Below are 17,283 nucleotides of genomic sequence, written 5' to 3' on the forward strand. Positions count from 1 at the left end.
GATGTTATGACCCAGCTACCGCATTATCCGCTTTTCATTGACGGCGTTTGGACGGAAGGGGGAAGCGGGCAGGTGATGCGGTCGCAGAACCCTGCGACGGGCGCGGATTGGGCGACATTTGCCTGTGCGGATGCGGGCGATGTGGACCGTGCAATTGGGGCGGCAAAGCGGGCGCTGAATGATCCGGCGTGGCGGGATATGACGCAGACGCAGCGGGGCAAGCTGCTCTATCGTCTGGCGGATCTGATTGCGGAACATGCGCAGGAGATTGGCCGGATCGAGACCACGGACAGTGGCAAGCTCTTGGCGGAAACGGCAAGCCAGACGGGCTATGTTGCGGATTATTATCGCTATTATGCGGGTCTGGCCGACAAGATCGAAGGCGCGGTTCTGCCCATCGACAAGCCGGACATGCATGTCTTCACCCGCCGTGAACCGATTGGCGTTGTGGTGGCCATCGTGCCGTGGAACGCCCAGATGTTCCTGACCGCAACCAAGCTGGGTCCGGCCTTGGCGGCGGGCTGTACTGTGGTGCTCAAAGCGTCGGAAATTGCGCCTGCGCCGATGCTGGAATTCGCGCGGTTGATCGAAAAGGCGGGCTTTCCGCCCGGTGTGGTGTCGGTCATCACCGGCGATGCAGAAAATTGCGCCATCCCGCTGACGCGTCATCCCGATGTGGACCGGATCGCCTTTACCGGCGGGCCGGAAACTGCACGGCATGTTATCCGCAACTCGGCCGAGAATTTCGCGGTGACGACGCTGGAGCTGGGCGGGAAATCCCCGATCCTCGTGTTTGAGGATGCCGATCTGGATGGCGCCGCCAACGGTCTGATCGCTGGCAATTTTGGCGCGTCGGGTCAAAGCTGCGTCGCGGGCAGCCGTGGGCTTGTGCATCGGTCGGTGATGGATGACCTGATCGCGCGGATCGAGGCCAAGATGGCGCATGTGGTCATTGGTGATCCGCTGGAGGCGGCGACGCATGTGGGTCCGCTCTGCACCGAGGCGCAGGTCAGGCGGATCGAGGCCACCTTGGCGGCGGCGGTCGAAGGCGGAGCGCAGATCCAGTTCGGTGGGACCCGTCTGGACCGACCCGGCAACTACATGGCCCCAACGCTGGTGAAATGTGTGGACGCAGGTACAGAAACGCTCAAGGTCGAGATGTTTGGCCCGGTCATGTCGCTTTTGCCGTTCGACACGGAAGACGAGGCCATCGCATTGGCCAATGACACCCCCTTCGGGTTGGGGTCGGGGGTTTTTACCCAGAACGTCGCCCGCGCGCATCGCGTGTCGGCGCGGATCAAGGCCGGGATTTGCTGGGTGAACACCTATCGCGCCGTGTCACCCATCGCGCCCTTCGGCGGGTTCAACCAGTCCGGCTATGGACGTGAAGCGGGGATTGAAGCCGTCCACGATTACACTCGGACCAAGACTGTCTGGATCAGCACGTCGGAAGCCCCCATGTCCAATCCCTTCGTGATGCGCTGAGTTGGTAGGCGCGTAGGCATGGCGCTGCGCAAAAATTAAAGAGGTATTCCAGTTGCAACTTTAAAAAATACTCCCAAATGCCTTTTCAGGGGCGGGAGTGTGCAATGTTGACTGACGACAAGTTACTGACTTTGCCGTGTGGACGACCTTTCCACATGGACCGTTTGCGGTCTGATGGAATTCTCGGTGCGGACGAACTGGAGTTTTGCAAGACCCACGGCATCCCCCTTGCCTTTGATCCCATGCAATGTGGCTGGGTGCTGGCGCAGGGGATAGACGATCTGTTCCCGAATGAAGTGATTGACCCCGCGCATCCCAGAACGGGACGCGCGCAGACAAACGTTTCTTTGCATGTGCATCTGCGCCCTTGGGACATGAAGGATGCGCCGCGGCTTGTTGAACTGCTTGACGACCCCAAGATGTGGGAGACGCTACCAGAACCCTATCCCGGTGCTGTGACTCTCGAGATGGCACAATCCCTGATCGAGATCGCGAACCATGGAGGGCATCACAGCGTCTTTGCCATCCTTTATGACGATGTTCCTGTCGGCCAAGTGCGACTCCATTCTTTGGATAGCGCACAGGAAGACGGCGTTTCAGAACTCAGCTATTGGATTGGCCGCGCGTATTGGCGGCAGGGCTTTGCCAGTGCGGCGGTCGTTCCTTTTGTCCGGCAGTGCTTTGCAGAAGATGCGTCGCTCGTTGCGTTGATCGCCAAGGTCAGGGACGGCAATGTCGCGTCGCGGCGTGTGCTCGAGGCTGCCGGATTTGTGCCGAATGGCTGCGCGGACCCCGGTTGGGACCTGTTCCGTCGCACGCGCTGATCGTTCGTCGTGCCTTGACCTGAGTTTCACGGCCGAGTTGTTTTTCCGGAAATTATACACGGCGTCGTCGTGCAATTTTCCTCGGGATACAAAAAAGCGTCTGCAAAATGCATGTTTGACCGTGATGCGGACTTGATCTTTGCGACTGGAGCTGCGTAAATTTTCCGGAAGCGGAAATTATGCAAGCTAAGGGTAAATTTTGCAAAGCATCGGAGACGCCCTGGGACTCGCTTTCGCGCTGGTGTTGTCCGGTGATCGGGACCTTCTTGAAATCGTCCTCTTGTCACTGAGGGTTAGCCTAACCGCAACGATCATCGCTTGTGCCATCGGCCTTCCGATCGGGGCACTTGTCGCGATTGGCCAGTTCCGAGGACGCAATGCGGTTCTCATCCTGATGAATGCCCTGATGGGGCTGCCGCCGGTGGTGGTTGGCCTGTTGGTGTACCTGCACCTGTCCCGGTCCGGACCGCTTGGCTTTCTCGGGCTGCTCTATACTCCGACGGCGATGATCATTGCGCAGACCATCCTGATCGCGCCGATTGTTGCGGCTTTGTCGCGGCAGGTTCTCGAAGACCTGCACACCGAATATGCAGACCAATTCCGGTCGCTGTGCCTGACCCGGATGCAGACTGTGCAGGCCTTGCTTTGGGACGCGCGGTATTCGCTGCTGACGGTGGGCCTTGCCGGGTTCGGGCGGGCTGTAGCCGAAGTGGGGGCCGTCATCATCGTCGGTGGCAATATCGACCACCTGACGCGGGTGATGACGACGGCAATTGCGCTTGAGACCTCCAAAGGGGACCTTGCGCTGGCTTTGGCCCTTGGAATCATCCTGCTGGTGATTGCTTTGGGTGTGAACGCGGCGGTGCAATCCGTTCGCATTACGGCGGCGCGGCAAGCCTATGTTTGATGCGGCCGCCATGGGTTCTGACCCGTCCAATCGCACCGCGTCGCTGCCGGCGAGTTTTGACCTTGTGATGCGCGATGTTGGTCTGCGTTTTGACAATGTGATGGCGCTGGACGGTGTGAGCCTGGACCTAGGCACGACGGGGTGCACGGTCATCATGGGACCGAACGGTGCGGGCAAGAGCCTGCTGCTCAAGGTGATGCACGGTTTGATCACGCCGAGTTCCGGCTCGGTTCTTTGGGCCGGGGTACACCCGAAGGACGCGATGTCCAGACAGGCGCTTGTGTTTCAGAAGCCAGTGCTTTTGCGCCGCTCGGTTGCTGCGAATATCGACTTCGTGCTCAAGGCGCGCGGTAAGAACATGGCGCGGCGCGACGACCTGCTTGACCATGTCGGGCTTCGGCACAAGGCCAATCAGCCTGCGCGGCTGCTGTCGGGAGGCGAGGCGCAGCGTCTTGCCTTGGCGCGGGCTTTAGCAACCGATCCGGAGGTTCTTTTTCTGGACGAGCCGACGGCAAGCCTTGATCCGGCGTCTGTCCTGGCCATCGAGAAGATCGTTGCTGACGCACGGGACCGTGGGGCGCGCGTCGTTCTCGTGACTCATGACGTTGGACAGGCCCGGCGCATGGCGGACGATGTCGTGTTTCTGCACCGCGGGCGCATCGGGGAACATTCCCCGGCGGTGGCGTTTTTCCGGGAACCGCGTTGCGCCGCGGCCCGCGACTACATCGACGGCAGAATTGTTATCTGACTCAACCAAGACCAAGCAGGGAGCATCATGAATACCAATCCATTTCTCGCCACCGCGCTGGCACTGTGTATCGCTGGGTCGGTATCGGCTCAGGAGAGCTCGATCATCGTGCAGTCCACGACTTCGACGGCCAATTCGGGCCTCTATGACTATCTCCTGCCGCTGTTCAAAGAGACATCGGGCATTCAGGTAAACGTGGTCGCTGTGGGCACCGGGCAGGCGATCAAGAATGCCGAGAACTGCGATGGCGATGTCTTGCTGGTTCATGCCAAGGCGTCGGAAGAGAAATTCGTCGCCGACGGGTTTGGAACGGTTCGGACCGACCTGATGTATAACGACTTTGTCGTGGTCGGCCCCAGCTCTGACCCGGCGGGTGTAGCCGGAATGAACGATGTTCAGGGGGCATTGACCAAGATCGCGGACAGCGGCGCATTGTTCGCCTCTCGCGGGGATGACAGTGGCACGCACAAGAAAGAAATGTCGCTCTGGGCCAGCGCCGGGGTCGATCCGACATCAGCAAGCGGCGGATGGTACCGTGAAACTGGATCAGGGATGGGCGCGACGCTGAACACGGGGATCGGCATGGGTGCCTATGTTCTGACCGACCGCGCAACCTGGATCAGCTTCGAGAACAAGCAGGATTACCAGATCAGTGTCGAAGGCGATGACGACATGTTCAACCAATATGGCGTGATCCCGGTCAATCCGGCCAAGTGCCCAAGTGTGAACGCAGACGCGGCCCAGACGTTTGCCGACTGGCTGGTTTCGGCGGACGGGCAGGCGGCCATCGCGGGTTACAAGGTGGCCGATCAGCAGCTGTTTTTCCCGAACGCCCCAACCAACTGAGAGGGCAGACAGGGGCGGCTGACTTGCCGCCCCTTTTGCATTGCCTCAGATCGCGGTCTGGGCCGGCCGGGGTCGCAGATACCAGTACCAGATACGGTAGCTTTCCAGTGCGATCAGCGGTGCGAAATGTACTGCCGCCGGAACCCAGCCGCCCCAATCGTGCAGCGACGCCCAGTGGACAAGGGTCAGAACAGCGGCCGCATAAGTCCAGCGTTGCAGCCATTTCCACCAAGTTCCCATTTTCCGCACGAACAGGTCTGCTGATGTCATGGCCAAGGGAACAAAGATCAAGAAGGCGATCCAGCCGGTCCAGATGTAGAGGCGGGACATCTCGGAGATGATTGTGGCGACCGACGATTTGTCGATCAGGTAGAACACGGTGTGCAAGAGACCGTAGCCAAAGGCCGCGACGCCGAAATACCGGCGGTTTTTCTTGAGCCATTGTGGCCCCCGCCAGCCTCGCAGCAGGAGCACCAAGGGTGTCGCCATCATCGTGATGATCAGGAACCGTGCGGAAAATTCGCCGCTTGGATGTACGAGGATGTGAAAGACACGCGGGTCCGTCGATGTGAGCGCTTCGATCGTCATGCCAATGGCGGGCAGGGCGAGGAGCAGCCACAGCCAGTAAGGGTTCAGGAATTCGAGTTTTTTGAGCATGGTGCCCTCCGTGTCGGTTCTGATCTGACACGTCACACGGGCGACGCGCGGTATTCCGTCGGAGGGTTGTGAATTTTTTGTCTCAGCCAGTTTGTTCGGGGGCGAGAATGCTCGGCATTCGGCGGGCAATCCATTGCCGAAATGAAAGAACCCTGCGCCGCGTTTACACGTGGCGCAGGGCTTCCCTGTCGTACTCTTACCGATAAACCAATGTCGTGACAGGGATTCACTTGCGGCTACGGCATCATTGCACCCGCCGCGAAGTCTGTGTCTGACAAATTCCGAGCACGCAGCCCGAGACCTTCAGGGTGGTTCCATCGAGTTCCATACGTGACTTGAAGGTGCGCCCGTTGCGCGGATCCCAGATACGGCCATTGGTCCAGCGGCCAGCGCCATCGCCGGCCATGTCCCAGATCATGCGCTTGCCCGTATGTTCGTAGGCTTGCTCCTGTCCTGCCAGATCGCTGGCGCGGAGGATCGTGCCGCACAGTGTGGGACCACATGCGCTCAGTTCGACTTCGACATACCCTTGATCCGTGGGTTCCGTCCGCCAGATGCAGGTCGCATCCTTCGCCAGCAGTCCTTGAGGAGACACCGCCAATCCAATGACCAGAACGAGGCGGTTCAAGATAGAGGTCACTCGGTTCTCCTTTCCCGGTATCATGAAATGAAAGGTTGTGCCCAAAGGGCCTGCAGGAATGTGCCAAGTGTCAAAGCGGCATAGGCGACTGCGCTTGCCCAGACGAGGCGGTTGCCCAAGCTTCGGTTTGCCATCCCCGCAACCATCACACCAACCAGCGGAACTGCATGCAAGGCATGGGTTGCAAAGAAATGTCCGACCCTGAGGTCTCCGACCTCTCGCGACCAGCCCATCAGCGGCAGTGCCTCCCCAGTGATCGGAACACCGATATGGTGGCCCGGCATGGAGGACAGAACGCCTGCAATCGGCACCGTCAGCACAAACGTCAGGATGAGACCAAGAGCAAGCGACAGGTACAACGGGTCTTTCGCGACGCCTCGGTCGGCCTTCCAGAAGGCAAGCCCGAGAACAAGGCTGACGCTGGTCAGGATAATTGCTGCAACGCCCATCGCGCCGTAAATGATGCTCATCACGGGGCCGGTGTTGTAATGTGATGCCGTTGCGAACATCGCCGCGCCACCGATCCACAGCATCTCGGCAATGGCGGCCAAGGATGCGACGATCAGGAACACCCGCATCCTGACCGACGCGATCACCCGGTGCGGGAGCATGCCAGCATAGACCGAAAGGGTCAGGAAGTAGATTGCCAGCGCGATCTGGAACTTGATCGGCTTGATCCAGACATTCTGGCCCTGGAACGTTCTGTCGTCCAGAAACAGGGCCGGAACCGTCACGGCCAGCGACAGGACCATTGCGAGGCCGATCCGGAACAGGATGGGTTCGACGGCAGTGTTTGGAAGCCACAGCAGCCTGTTCGTCGGAGTATCGCAGGACACAAGGCTCATGCTGCTCTTGCCTCGGTGAAGCGCGGCGCAGCTTTCAGAACCAGCCGCAGGCACAGATATGCCAGCAGCCCAAATGGTCCGAGCAGGAACACGAAAGGCAGGATCGGAACGACGCACCAATGCGGGATGCCATGGTTGCGCGCGTCGCGGACGACCCATGCCCCGATGAACAGATCAAAAGCGAGGTAGTGAATCCAGCCTCCCAAAGCCACATTGGCATCGGAAAATAGCAACTGCACGTCGGCAAGCGTTTGAAATCCACCTGGCGCGTCCGCAAAGTGCACAAGAATGATGATCGAATATCCAAGGCTCAATATGGCGGGGAGACCCCAACCGGCAAACAGGTCGATGGTTTTCGGCGCGAATGGCGCGAAAAGCAGAGCGATCCAGCCAGAGAGCGCAGCGGCATTTGCGATGGAGAACAAGGTTTCGGGCATGTGTTTTGAGCCGACTCGATCTTTACACTGGATAGATGCGATGGTACCGTCGATCTTTCCACTGTCAAGATATTCTTCCACCCTCCACTCACGGGCCTTCTGACATGACGGGTCACACCAAGTCCAAACGCTATCACCATGGGGATCTGCGCCGCGCCATACTGGATGCTGGTGAAGAAGAACTGTCGGAACGCGGTGTTGCCGGTTTCTCGTTGCGCCGTGTCGCGGCACGGGTCGGTGTTAGCCACACAGCCCCCGCGCATCATTTCGGTGACGCGGCGGGACTGATCGACGCTTTGGCGGAACGCGGTTTTCGCAGTCTTGTGGACTGTATGGAGGCCCGACAGGAGCGGGCGATCCAAACAGCCTACGAACGTCTGATCGCGACGGGGCAGGGCTATCTGGATTTTGCCTTGTCGGAACCTGCCATGTTTCGGCTGATCTTTGGTTTGGATCAAACCCCTGCCGAAGGCTCTTCATTGCAGGCTGCGGCCCTGAGCGCGTTTATGACACTCGCCCGGGCGGTTGGCGATTTGCGCGGGGCAGATCCGATGCTCGACCCTGAAGGACGGATCGAAGTTCTGGCGTGCTGGACCCGGGCTCATGGTATCGCGGACCTGATTCTGTCGGGCTATATCGAATTGCCGGACGGAGAGAATGCCGAGGCCGAACGCGACGCGTTCTTTCGCAACATGCTTGCGGTGAACCTGTCGCCAAGGGACGTTTAGCCCGGCGATCCGTCAGGTAGTCTTGGTTGACCGGACAAGATGCCCACCGATCAACACAAACCAGACGATTGCCCCCAATCCGAACACGGCGCCTGCGAGGTCTCCAATTGCGGGAACCAGCGTGGCCAGCCCTCCGACGCCAGTAGACAGCCCAACCAAGCTGACAGACACAGGGAGCGCCCGGTGTCTCATGCTCGCGACACTGGCGCACAGGATCCAGACCGCTCCGGCGATTTCGTTGCCGCCGCCAAGTCCGAGTTCGACGCTCTGCAGCACCGACCACAGAGACGCCGCTGCGTCCGGGTTTTCCGGGTAGATTCTGCCCGCCTGTTCAACCGCGACATTGGCGATCATGCCTGCGCCCAGAACCAATGTTGCCCAGATCAGTCCGATCGCATGCGCGACGCTGGCCCATGCGACGCTGAAAGGGCGCAGCTTTGCAGACAGGGCGACCACCAGAACCGCCAAGGCCAGCGCATTGGCGATATAGATCGTGGTGTTCCACAGGATGAGCACACCGGGACGTGCGTGGATGAAGGCCACCACGGCAGCGGTGTCGATCTCGGTTGTGCCATAGCCCATCGGGGCCAGCAGCGTCAGCAGAAGCGCGAAACCGAACAGATAGGTGGCAGCACAGGTCAGCGCGGCCAAGCCTCCAACGCGACTGAGGGTCATGTCTGATCTCCTTGGGTGTTAGGTGCAGGCTTGGTCAGGGTTGTCTTGAACTCATCTGCAAGGCGACGTGTACCGAAGGTGGTTCCAACCATGTCCATCGCGCAGGCCGTTAGGAAAAACTGGAGAGGTCCATGGACGCGCCGGGGGGTGACCCACGGCAAAACAGCCAACAGGCCTTTTCGAAGCGCGTCGGGAAGGTGTGTGATCCGAGGAGCTGCCGCAACCGTTTCGAACGCTAAGGTGCCGAGTTCGGTTTGCGTGAAGATCTCTGGCCCTCCCGCGTCGATCCAATCGGCCTCTGCATCGGTTGCATCCGCAACGACACAGGCAAGGTCTGCGCCGTGAATCGGATTGATCCGAGCGCGCCCTGATCCAAACAGCCAGACACGGCCCGATCTGGCCATCGAAAGGACCTCGTCCATGTCAGAGAAATACCCGGACGGTGCGATGACCGTAGAGGAGATGCGGGACGCTTTAAGGACATCGACGAAGTCGGCTTTTGCAGCGACCAGCGGAACATTCCGCATCGAGTCGGCATTCAGGACGTGGATATAAGCAAACCGACCGACTCCAGCGCGTTCGGCTTCTTGCAGGAGGTTGAGATTGGCCTGGTAGTCCACGTCGTGGTAGCTCAACCCGTCTGTCTGACGGGTGATCCCGAGCGCAGATACCACCAGATCGGCACCATTCATCAAACCGTGTAGGGTTTGGGGTTGTGTCGCCTGAGCTTCGACAAGGGTGTCGGCAGATAGCTTGCCTGCGGTCTTGGCATTGCGGACAAGGGCAATCACGTACCACCCGCGTCGACCGTATTCTGCACAGAGATACCGGCCCAAATATCCCGTCGCGCCAGCAATGAAGACGGTTTTCATAGCAATTCCTTTCAAAATGCGGCCAGACCCACGACCGCTGGAACAGCGGTGGTGAGAATGGACAGGCACAGGATCGCCTCACACCGGCGTGATGCGCGGTGTCTGCGGGGCAGGGCGGCATGTGTTCCGGTCAGAAAGCCATGCAGGGCGTCAAACCGGTGGCGGCGCAGTTCGATGAGATCGGACATATCGCGACTCCGTACCAAGTGTTTCAGCCGACAACCGGGTGGCCACGGCCACGCAGGCATTCGATGACGATGGCTTTGCGCCGATCCGACACATCCACGGCGCTGGCGATGCCACCGGCAAGCGCGCCTGCGATGGCACCGCCGAGCGCGTCGCCATCTTCGTCCATCTCGCCCAACACGGCCCCGGCACCGGCACCGAGCACGGTAGCACCCATGGTTTCCTGATCGAACTGGCGTTGATTGCGGGCCAGTGCCTGACAGGCCGCCAGATCGCTCTGGAAGGCCGGATTGGGTGCGCCATCGAGGATCGGAGTGTAATGTGCGCCTGTGTCGGCGCAGGCCGAGATCAAAGTAACAAGGCTTAGCGCGGCGATTGCGGGGTGTTTCATCAGAAGTGTCCTTTTGCATTCGAAATGATGCTGGGGACTTATGAAATCGGGTCAGATGTGGGGATGACCGCTGGTATCAATCAATTGACACTTCGGGCCACTATGGTCGGCCGTTTCAGACGACGGCATCTCGAAAGCCGGTTGGGCTTTGCCCGGTCCAGCGTTTGAACGCGCGGACAAACGAGGAGGCTTCGGAGAACCCCAACAGATACGCGGTTTCATTCACCGACACCTTGCGGGCGGTCAGATAATCCCGCGCCATGCGTTGACGTAAATCGTCGTGGATTTCCGCAAAGGTGATGCCTTCCTCCTTGAGTCGCCGATAGAGCGTCTGGCGGCTCATCCCGAGGTCGCGGGCGACCTTGTCCATCGACAGTGACCCCTGATGCAGATCGGGCAGGATATGCGCTTCGATCCGCGCGCGCAGCGTGTCCTGCGCTCCAAGCTGTTCGAGAAGGGCATCCGCGTGGCGCGTGAACACACCAAAGACATAGGAGTTGCCCGGCTCGAACTCCGTGTCCTTGGACACCCATACGGGATCGATCCGAAGGGCGTTGCGCTGGGCGTTGAACCGGACCGGGATTTGAAACAGCGACGGGTATTCATCGACATGGGGTGGTGGCGCGTAGGTCACCTCCATCTCAAGCGCAAAAGTCCGACCGGGAAAGGATCGACGGAATTCGCTGATGAACCGCGCAAACGACGCTTCAAGTCCGATATAGTCGGGGCCCTGTACCGGGACATGATCGACGATCCAGACCTCTTTGCCGTCTTGCAGCAGTTCGAAACGGTCACGGCCAGCCGGCCCATCGTTGTCTGCCATCAGCCTCAGATAGCGGTTCAACTGTTCGATTGAATGCGGCAGCGACGCGGAATGGTGAACGATCTGCCCCACCACGGACATCGTTTCGAGCCGCGACTCGAGCGTGTGCCGTAGCAGCAGTGCCGTGTCGCGCGTCGCATGCATCGCAGCAGCGATCAAAGCTTGATAGGCGGCTACGGGGATGCGGTTGTCCTGATCCGACAGCAGGTGTTCGTCAAGGCCCGCAGCCCTCAGCAGATCAGTCCGATCTGCGCCCCGTGACACGGCATAGTCCAGCAACGCCACCACAAATCCGGCGGCCATCATCGGTTGAGACATGGTTCGCTACCACCTTTGATCCGGTGGCAGCATAGGTCAGCCCTGCAAAGAGAAGGAACCCCCAAAGCCGCGAAACGGCATGACTTTCTTCAGAAGAAGATGTCGTCCAGCGGATCGTCACTTGACGGCGCAGGAGCCTCGGCCTCCGTCATGACAGGAGCCTCGGGTTCCACCGCGTTTTCTGCGGGTTTGATCACTTTGCGATGGATGTCGCGTTCCCGTTCCATCGTATAGATTTGGAACACCTCATCAGCGATGCCATCGACCTTGCCGGTGAATGTCTCTTGTTCGTGCCGAGTGTTGAACATCCGCGCGGTTTTTTCGATCAGATGTGCGTGGTCTGTCACGGGTGCCAACCATCCCCGAGACTCGTCGAGTGTCGCGCGGATCGTTGCAACGATTTCGGCGCTGCGAGCGGCCTCTCCACCGATTTCCCTCACGCCGTCCGACAATTGCCGAACCGCGCCTTCCGGCAGCGCATTTGCGCGTTCGCTTGCCGTTTCAAGCAATCGTATCGTATCGCTGGCCAGGTCCATCATCTCGGTGAGCTCCGATTTCACGACGGGCAAGCGGTCCGAGGCATCACGGGCAAGCTGTTGCAACTGACCGGCGATTTCCCGAAGTGCGAGGCCGCGTCGTCCAAGACGGGCGCAGGCAATCACCGCGTTGATGCCAATCATGCGCATACGCGCTTCAAAGGACTCTCCCGCGGCGATGACCTGCGTCAAGGCTTCGAACTCCTTTGACAGGGTCTGGGCGAACTGCATCAGAAGGTCCTGTGTCTTGACCGTTTGGGCGATCCTGTCCTCGATCTCTTCCAGCCCAGACTTGAGCTTCCGAGACCCGTTGCGCTGCTCGAAAATCATCAGGTGATCACGGAGCAGAGTCAGGATGCCGTCCTGCAGGATCCGCGATCCGTCACGGATGTCTTCCACCGCTTCAACATGCAGTTTCGCAATGTCCTGAATCTGATGCGCCGCCAGCACTTCGAGTGCCTCGGCTTCGTCCGAGGCACCGGGAAGCCGCTCCAGAATGAACATCACATGCTCGAGTCGCTGGCGCGTGTTGTCGCCGATCTGCAAGCCGGATACGGCGGTGGCCGATGCCGCCATCAGTGACTTAGAACGCTCTGCAACTTCGGCACTCGCGGAGCCGAGGGTTTTGATATGCTCTTCGAAACTCGCCAATTGCGAATTCAGAGCGGCCACGGGGCCTGCAAGGCTTGAGGTGAGCAAGTCGCCCAAAAACCGGGCACGGGTCAGGGCATCGGCGCTGGTTGTCTTGATCCGTTGCATCGCCTCGTCCAACCCGGACAGAATTGTGCCCAGTTCGGCCACAAGGCGCGTCGCATCTTCGGTGAACCCGGTCAGGTTCGATCCGCTGTCCTCGGGACCGACAGTGATGGCGGCCACTGTGATCCGCGCGTTCAGAACAACGATGTTCATCATCTTGAGGATGTCACGCAGTTCACGCACCTGCCCGTCGACACCGCGGGCCCGATCCATCAGCGCAGACAGAATTTCAAGCGCTTTGAGAACTTCGTCGGACAGCGATCGCATCTCACTGTCATGGAATTGGCCATGCTGGCGCAATTCGGCCAGCGTGCCCTTGGTGTTCATCTCGTCAAACACGGCCAGCACGTTGCGGGTTTGACCCAACGCCCCTGACGTGGCCACGAGGTGATCACCCGCTGCCAGAAACACCTCTTCGGTCTTGCGGCACAGATCATGTACCGCGCGTTCACGGTCGGCCGGAACTTTACCGCCCAGCATTGAGAACGCAGGTTGGGACTGAAGGTCTGTCCAGAAGTCTTTCATATTGTCATCCAGCCTTACGGGATTTCGCGCCGTACCATGTCATGATTTCACCAGACATCTGCGAAAGGGGGCCAACCTTATCAACGACGCCTGCCTCCGCGGCCGAGCGCGGCATGCCGTAAACCACGCAACTTGCCTCGTTCTGCGCCACTGTGTAGCCGCCGCACTCCTGGATTTCGCCAAGACATGTCGCGCCATCATCGCCCATCCCGGTGAGAATCATGCCCAAGGCGTTTTCACCAGCGGCCTGAGCGGCAGACCGGAACAGAATATCGACTGACGGACGGTGGCGAGACACATAGGGTCCGCCCACGATTTCGACGACATAGTGGCGTCCATCGCGGTGGATCAGCATGTGTTGATCGCCGGGTGCCACGAGCGCACATCCCGGCAGCAGCGGATCGCCGCTGGCGGCTTCTGCCACGTTGATTTCGCAGCGGTCGTTGAGACGCCGGGCCAGCGGGCCGGTGAATTCCGCCGGCATGTGCTGTACGATGGCGATGCCGGGTGCGTTTCGCGGAAGAGTTGTCAGAACCTGTCGCAGCGCGTCCGGACCGCCCGTGGACGACCCGATCGCGACAATCGGTGTCGGCCCTGCCTTGCGAACAGCCGGTCGCCTCGGCAGGATCTTGTCAGGAGAAACGCGCGCATCGCTGCGCCCTTCCTCTGTGTTGACGCCGCGCGCCGATGTGCCGACCGTTTCGCCAACGGCGTTGCGGATCGCCTGACCGATCCGAAGCGCCGCACGATTACGGGCTTCGGCGGTTGTCAGGTCCGGTTTGGCCAGAACTTCGGCAGCGCCAAGGTCAAGCGCGGTGATCGCAGCGACCGACCCCTTTTGCGAAATGCTCGAACAGACGACGACCGGTACTGGACACTGGGCCATGATCTTTTTGAGAAAGGTCAGGCCGTCCATGCGTGGCATCTCGATGTCGAGCAGGATCACGTCCGGCAGGTCGTCGCGCATGCGATCCACGGCAACGAAGGGGTCCTGCGCGGTGCCGAAAAGCGTCAGCCCCGGATCAGCGTTGATGATGGCCGAAAAGGCGGTTCTGACGGCAACGCTGTCATCGACGATGAGAACGCTGATAGAATTGGTCATTTGTTAGGGTTCCTTGCGATAGATCGCGGGGGCGACCTGACGGAAATTCGGCATGCGGACGATCATGCTTTCTGAGTTGCCGACGAACAGATGCCCACCTGGTGCAAGATGTCGGCCAACCCGGCGCAGGACGGTCAATTGATCGTCTGGGTCGAAGTAGATCAGCACATTGCGCAAGAAGATGATGTCGATATCCGTATCGACGTTGTAGTCTTCTTCGATGAGGTTGAGCTTCTTGAATTGGACGCGGTTGCGCAGCCCGGGAGAAATGCGCCATTTCCCCTGCCATTCGTTCTGGCCTTCGTACAGGTAGCGGTTGCGCAGGGCTGCGGGCACCGGCTCGATCACGTTGTGCGAATAGATGGCACGACGCGCGTGTTCGAGAACGCGGTTGGAGATGTCGGTGCCAAGAGCCGCCCAATTGAAGCCGGGAAAGGACAGCGCGTGTTCGGCAAGGATCATTGCCATACTGAAGGCTTCTGCCCCGTTCGACGCAGCGGCACTCCATACTTTGAACAAACCATTGCGGCCATGCCGCACCTCGTTCCCCAGAACGACATCGCGCAAATAGTAGAAATGATCGACTTCCCGAAAAAAGTCCGTCTTGTTTGTGGTGACGGTCTCGGCGATGTGCGGCATCTCGGAATCCAGCCCGCCCTCGGTAAAAAGGTGCCGGAAGTAGTCCTGTGTGTTCTTCAATCCGAGTGCGCGCACGCGGTTGCCAAGGCGCGTCTCGATCATGTGGCGTTTGGTCTGAGGAATGCAGACGCCAATGGTATCGTGGACCATTCGCACAAATGCGTCGAAGCCAAAGTTTGCTTCGCCTAGAGGAGTTTGAGTCATGGTGAGGGTCATGCCGCGCTAAGTTCCGGTGCAAGACCATCAAACATCCGGTCCATATCAAGTACGGTCACCAAGTCGCCATTACGGCGGCCAATGCCCGCGATCATGCGATCACGCCAATTGAAAAGACCTGCGTTCGGCAACGGCTCCACGTCGCCGTCCAAGGCCGAGACTTCAATCACCCGGTCCGCGCGGAAGGCGACAATGGAGCGCTTGCCTTCGGCTTGAACCCAAAGCACGACGATACGTGACATCTCGGTATCGGCCGTTGCTGGCATGCCCAGAAGGGCACGCAAATCTGCAACCGGGACGCCATTTCCCCTGACATCAATCATTCCCAACAATTGTGACGGGGCATTCGGCAACCGGGTGATGGGGCGCAGGTCCAGGATTTCCTGAACCCGCTCCACCGGCAGCGCGAACAACTCGTTGTCACAGGCAAGTGTCAGAACCGCACCGACGTTTGGCATTACACCGCACTCCGCGCGCGGAAGTTGCCGTCCAGATCATCTTCGCTGTCGCGCAGGTCGAAGTCGAAGCCACCTTGTGATTTCGTTTCTTTGCTGGCCACGAGACGAATGGACTGCTTGGCAGGTGCGCGCATGAACACGGGCGTGTCCGCTTGCGCTTCGTCCGCGACACGGAAGAACTTGATCGCGGCCTGAAGCTGCTCGGCCTGGCTGGCAAGGGCTTCGGCAGTTGTCGACATTTCATCGGCTGCTGACGTGTTTTCCTGGGTCACCTTGTCAAGCTGCTGGATCGCGATGTTCACCTGAGTGGCACCGGCATCCTGTTCCTGGCTGGCGCGGGAAATCTCGGCGACGAGTTGCGAGGTGCGTTCGATGTCGGGCACCAGTTCCTCGAGCATCGCGCCCGCTTCCTGGGCGGCACGTACGGTGTTGCCCGACAAGTTTGAGATCTCGCCTGCAGCGGATTGGCTGCGTTCCGCCAGCTTGCGCACTTCGGACGCCACTACGGCGAAGCCGCGACCATGTTCGCCCGCTCGGGCGGCTTCGACCGCTGCGTTCAGAGCAAGGAGGTCTGTCTGACGCGCGATCTCCTGAACCACGAGAATTTTCTCGGCGATGGTCTGCATCGCGGACACGGCACGGGCCACCGCTTCGCCGCTTTCGCGGGCATCGGATGCGGACTTGAGGGCCATCTTTTCGGTGTCGGACGCGTTCTTTGCGCTTTGCTTGATGTTGGCTGCCATCTGTTCCATCGAAGCCGAGGCTTCTTCGGTCGAGCTGGCCTGTTCGGTGGCCCCTTGGCTCAGTGCGTCAGATGTCGAGGACATCTCGGATGCACCATGTGCCACGTCACGGGCGGCTGTGGACACGTTCGCGACCACGTCACGCAGACGCACCACCATCGTGTTGAGAACCCCAAGCAATTCCCCGATTTCGTCGTTGCTCTTGGAGTCGACGGTCTGGCGCAGGTCGCCATCCGCGACGCTTTCGGCAAGACGCACGGCGGAACTGAGGTCGCGTTTCATGCGGCTTGTGAACACCCACACAATTCCAAGAGCAGCGAGGATCACCAGCAAGCTGATGCCACCGATTGCCATTTGTGTCTGGCGCGCAATTGTCTGACCCGCGATGGTCTGACGTTCGGCTTCGCCGAGCTGATACTCGGTCAATGCGCTCAGGGCTCGGTAGATCGGGTCGATTGATACGAAATAGCTGTCCCGCATGAAGTCGCGAACAATTCCACGGTTCTCGGATTGAACAAGCTTGGCAAGTTTCTCCATGGCGTCATCGGCTGCAACCTTGCTCGCGGCCACGGCGTCTTTAAGGATTACCTCTTCGGGTGTGAGGTATGTCAGCAGATAAGCGCCCCACAGCTCTTCGATCCGTGCGCGCTTGGTCTCCAGAGCGGCTTTCGCCTCTGGCCACGAGATTTCCCCGGCCCAAACCGCGTCTACCATGATGCGCGGTTCGCTTGTGTAAAGATCGTTGATTTCCTTGAGCTGCTGCACAGGAACAATTCGATCGGCAAAAATCGTTTCCATTCGCTCGAGGATGCGTTCCATGCCGAACAGCCCGGCTACACCGACCACGATCATTGCCACGAAAGTCATCGTCTGAAGTGCAATGATTTTGGTGGACAGGCTGTTCATGAACCCTCTCCGTGTTTTTG

Annotated in this window: 20 protein-coding genes; 6 read left to right on the forward strand and 14 right to left on the reverse strand. The window is 59.6% G+C overall.

Annotated elements, in window-relative coordinates:
* Positions 1 to 6 precede the first annotated feature (6 nt).
* The 5 genes from ACMVPR_RS01045 (at position 7) to ACMVPR_RS01065 (ending at position 4,810) form a co-directional block, all read left to right on the forward strand.
* Complete coding sequence (locus tag ACMVPR_RS01045) at positions 7 to 1,485, forward strand: aldehyde dehydrogenase (protein ID WP_416881336.1); 1,479 nt, start codon at positions 7 to 9, stop codon at positions 1,483 to 1,485.
* 104 nt (positions 1,486 to 1,589) lie between these two features.
* Entirely contained in the window at positions 1,590 to 2,309 is a 720-nt protein-coding gene (locus ACMVPR_RS01050; RefSeq protein WP_416881337.1) for a GNAT family N-acetyltransferase, read from the forward strand.
* 199 nt (positions 2,310 to 2,508) lie between these two features.
* The gene (locus tag ACMVPR_RS01055) at positions 2,509 to 3,216 is read left to right on the forward strand and encodes an ABC transporter permease (RefSeq protein WP_416881338.1); all 708 of its coding nucleotides are present in this window, start codon (positions 2,509 to 2,511) and stop codon (positions 3,214 to 3,216) included.
* A 10-nt stretch (positions 3,217 to 3,226) separates the two neighbouring features.
* Positions 3,227 to 3,964: an ATP-binding cassette domain-containing protein gene (locus tag ACMVPR_RS01060; RefSeq protein ID WP_416881339.1), complete on the forward strand. Its 738-nt coding sequence runs from the start codon at positions 3,227 to 3,229 to the stop codon at positions 3,962 to 3,964.
* Positions 3,965 to 3,991: 27 nt separating this feature from the next.
* Positions 3,992 to 4,810: a substrate-binding domain-containing protein gene (locus ACMVPR_RS01065; RefSeq protein ID WP_416881340.1), complete on the forward strand. Its 819-nt coding sequence runs from the start codon at positions 3,992 to 3,994 to the stop codon at positions 4,808 to 4,810.
* 45 nt (positions 4,811 to 4,855) lie between these two features.
* Here ACMVPR_RS01065 and ACMVPR_RS01070 read toward each other — a convergent pair whose 3' ends face one another.
* From ACMVPR_RS01070 to ACMVPR_RS01085, 4 genes are all read right to left on the reverse strand, one after another.
* Positions 4,856 to 5,467 (reverse strand): sulfite oxidase heme-binding subunit YedZ, encoded by a 612-nt coding sequence (locus tag ACMVPR_RS01070; protein WP_416881341.1) that lies wholly within the window; start codon positions 5,465 to 5,467, stop codon positions 4,856 to 4,858.
* A 244-nt stretch (positions 5,468 to 5,711) separates the two neighbouring features.
* Positions 5,712 to 6,107 (reverse strand): DUF2147 domain-containing protein, encoded by a 396-nt coding sequence (locus ACMVPR_RS01075; protein ID WP_416881342.1) that lies wholly within the window; start codon positions 6,105 to 6,107, stop codon positions 5,712 to 5,714.
* A gap of 20 nt (positions 6,108 to 6,127) precedes the next feature.
* Entirely contained in the window at positions 6,128 to 6,952 is an 825-nt protein-coding gene (locus tag ACMVPR_RS01080; protein WP_416881343.1) for a hypothetical protein, read from the reverse strand.
* A complete protein-coding gene (locus tag ACMVPR_RS01085) occupies positions 6,949 to 7,389 on the reverse strand; it encodes an ABA4-like family protein (protein ID WP_416881344.1) in 441 nt (146 codons plus the stop codon). Before ACMVPR_RS01085 ends, ACMVPR_RS01080 begins: the two co-directional genes overlap by 4 nt.
* A gap of 104 nt (positions 7,390 to 7,493) precedes the next feature.
* On the opposite strand from ACMVPR_RS01085, the gene ACMVPR_RS01090 reads away from it, so the two are divergent.
* Entirely contained in the window at positions 7,494 to 8,117 is a 624-nt protein-coding gene (locus ACMVPR_RS01090; protein WP_300582852.1) for a TetR/AcrR family transcriptional regulator, read from the forward strand.
* Positions 8,118 to 8,129: 12 nt separating this feature from the next.
* Here the strand turns inward: ACMVPR_RS01090 and ACMVPR_RS01095 are convergent, their stop codons facing one another.
* From ACMVPR_RS01095 to ACMVPR_RS01140, 10 genes are all read right to left on the reverse strand, one after another.
* A complete protein-coding gene (locus ACMVPR_RS01095; RefSeq protein WP_416881345.1) occupies positions 8,130 to 8,792 on the reverse strand; it encodes a hypothetical protein in 663 nt (220 codons plus the stop codon).
* Positions 8,789 to 9,664 (reverse strand): SDR family oxidoreductase, encoded by an 876-nt coding sequence (locus ACMVPR_RS01100; RefSeq protein WP_416881346.1) that lies wholly within the window; start codon positions 9,662 to 9,664, stop codon positions 8,789 to 8,791. The genes ACMVPR_RS01095 and ACMVPR_RS01100 overlap by 4 nt, the downstream gene beginning before the upstream one ends.
* An 11-nt stretch (positions 9,665 to 9,675) precedes the next feature.
* Positions 9,676 to 9,852: a hypothetical protein gene (locus tag ACMVPR_RS01105; RefSeq protein ID WP_416881347.1), complete on the reverse strand. Its 177-nt coding sequence runs from the start codon at positions 9,850 to 9,852 to the stop codon at positions 9,676 to 9,678.
* Positions 9,853 to 9,875: 23 nt separating this feature from the next.
* Entirely contained in the window at positions 9,876 to 10,241 is a 366-nt protein-coding gene (locus ACMVPR_RS01110) for a glycine zipper family protein (protein WP_416881348.1), read from the reverse strand.
* Between the two features lie 115 nt (positions 10,242 to 10,356).
* Positions 10,357 to 11,382: an AraC family transcriptional regulator ligand-binding domain-containing protein gene (locus ACMVPR_RS01115; protein WP_416881349.1), complete on the reverse strand. Its 1,026-nt coding sequence runs from the start codon at positions 11,380 to 11,382 to the stop codon at positions 10,357 to 10,359.
* Between the two features lie 89 nt (positions 11,383 to 11,471).
* The gene (locus ACMVPR_RS01120; protein ID WP_416881350.1) at positions 11,472 to 13,199 is read right to left on the reverse strand and encodes a hypothetical protein; all 1,728 of its coding nucleotides are present in this window, start codon (positions 13,197 to 13,199) and stop codon (positions 11,472 to 11,474) included.
* Between the two features lie 4 nt (positions 13,200 to 13,203).
* The gene (locus tag ACMVPR_RS01125) at positions 13,204 to 14,301 is read right to left on the reverse strand and encodes a protein-glutamate methylesterase/protein-glutamine glutaminase (RefSeq protein ID WP_416881351.1); all 1,098 of its coding nucleotides are present in this window, start codon (positions 14,299 to 14,301) and stop codon (positions 13,204 to 13,206) included.
* Between the two features lie 3 nt (positions 14,302 to 14,304).
* Entirely contained in the window at positions 14,305 to 15,156 is an 852-nt protein-coding gene (locus ACMVPR_RS01130) for a CheR family methyltransferase (RefSeq protein WP_416881352.1), read from the reverse strand.
* On the reverse strand, positions 15,153 to 15,614 hold the full coding sequence (locus ACMVPR_RS01135) for a chemotaxis protein CheW (RefSeq protein WP_416881353.1): 462 nt from the start codon (positions 15,612 to 15,614) through the stop codon (positions 15,153 to 15,155). Before ACMVPR_RS01135 ends, ACMVPR_RS01130 begins: the two co-directional genes overlap by 4 nt.
* Positions 15,614 to 17,263, reverse strand: a complete 1,650-nt coding sequence (locus ACMVPR_RS01140) for a methyl-accepting chemotaxis protein (protein WP_416881354.1) — start codon at positions 17,261 to 17,263, stop codon at positions 15,614 to 15,616. Before ACMVPR_RS01140 ends, ACMVPR_RS01135 begins: the two co-directional genes overlap by 1 nt.
* Positions 17,264 to 17,283: the final 20 nt, after the last annotated feature.

Source organism: Marivita sp. (assembly GCF_048006345.1).
GTDB lineage: Bacteria > Pseudomonadota > Alphaproteobacteria > Rhodobacterales > Rhodobacteraceae > Marivita.

Bases quoted from the DNA above. Each gene is read 5' to 3' on its own strand.
- ACMVPR_RS01045 (WP_416881336.1), top strand. From the start codon at position 7: ATGACCCAGCTACCGCATTATCCGCTTTTCATTGACGGCGTTTGGACG.
- ACMVPR_RS01050 (WP_416881337.1), top strand. From the start codon at position 1,590: ATGTTGACTGACGACAAGTTACTGACTTTGCCGTGTGGACGACCTTTC.
- ACMVPR_RS01060 (WP_416881339.1), top strand. From the start codon at position 3,227: ATGGGTTCTGACCCGTCCAATCGCACCGCGTCGCTGCCGGCGAGTTTT.
- ACMVPR_RS01065 (WP_416881340.1), top strand. From the start codon at position 3,992: ATGAATACCAATCCATTTCTCGCCACCGCGCTGGCACTGTGTATCGCT.
- ACMVPR_RS01070 (WP_416881341.1), bottom strand. From the start codon at position 5,467: ATGCTCAAAAAACTCGAATTCCTGAACCCTTACTGGCTGTGGCTGCTC.
- ACMVPR_RS01080 (WP_416881343.1), bottom strand. From the start codon at position 6,952: ATGAGCCTTGTGTCCTGCGATACTCCGACGAACAGGCTGCTGTGGCTT.
- ACMVPR_RS01085 (WP_416881344.1), bottom strand. From the start codon at position 7,389: ATGCCCGAAACCTTGTTCTCCATCGCAAATGCCGCTGCGCTCTCTGGC.
- ACMVPR_RS01090 (WP_300582852.1), top strand. From the start codon at position 7,494: ATGACGGGTCACACCAAGTCCAAACGCTATCACCATGGGGATCTGCGC.
- ACMVPR_RS01095 (WP_416881345.1), bottom strand. From the start codon at position 8,792: ATGACCCTCAGTCGCGTTGGAGGCTTGGCCGCGCTGACCTGTGCTGCC.
- ACMVPR_RS01100 (WP_416881346.1), bottom strand. From the start codon at position 9,664: ATGAAAACCGTCTTCATTGCTGGCGCGACGGGATATTTGGGCCGGTAT.
- ACMVPR_RS01105 (WP_416881347.1), bottom strand. From the start codon at position 9,852: ATGTCCGATCTCATCGAACTGCGCCGCCACCGGTTTGACGCCCTGCAT.
- ACMVPR_RS01110 (WP_416881348.1), bottom strand. From the start codon at position 10,241: ATGAAACACCCCGCAATCGCCGCGCTAAGCCTTGTTACTTTGATCTCG.
- ACMVPR_RS01115 (WP_416881349.1), bottom strand. From the start codon at position 11,382: ATGTCTCAACCGATGATGGCCGCCGGATTTGTGGTGGCGTTGCTGGAC.
- ACMVPR_RS01120 (WP_416881350.1), bottom strand. From the start codon at position 13,199: ATGAAAGACTTCTGGACAGACCTTCAGTCCCAACCTGCGTTCTCAATG.
- ACMVPR_RS01125 (WP_416881351.1), bottom strand. From the start codon at position 14,301: ATGACCAATTCTATCAGCGTTCTCATCGTCGATGACAGCGTTGCCGTC.
- ACMVPR_RS01130 (WP_416881352.1), bottom strand. From the start codon at position 15,156: ATGACCCTCACCATGACTCAAACTCCTCTAGGCGAAGCAAACTTTGGC.
- ACMVPR_RS01135 (WP_416881353.1), bottom strand. From the start codon at position 15,614: ATGCCAAACGTCGGTGCGGTTCTGACACTTGCCTGTGACAACGAGTTG.
- ACMVPR_RS01140 (WP_416881354.1), bottom strand. From the start codon at position 17,263: ATGAACAGCCTGTCCACCAAAATCATTGCACTTCAGACGATGACTTTC.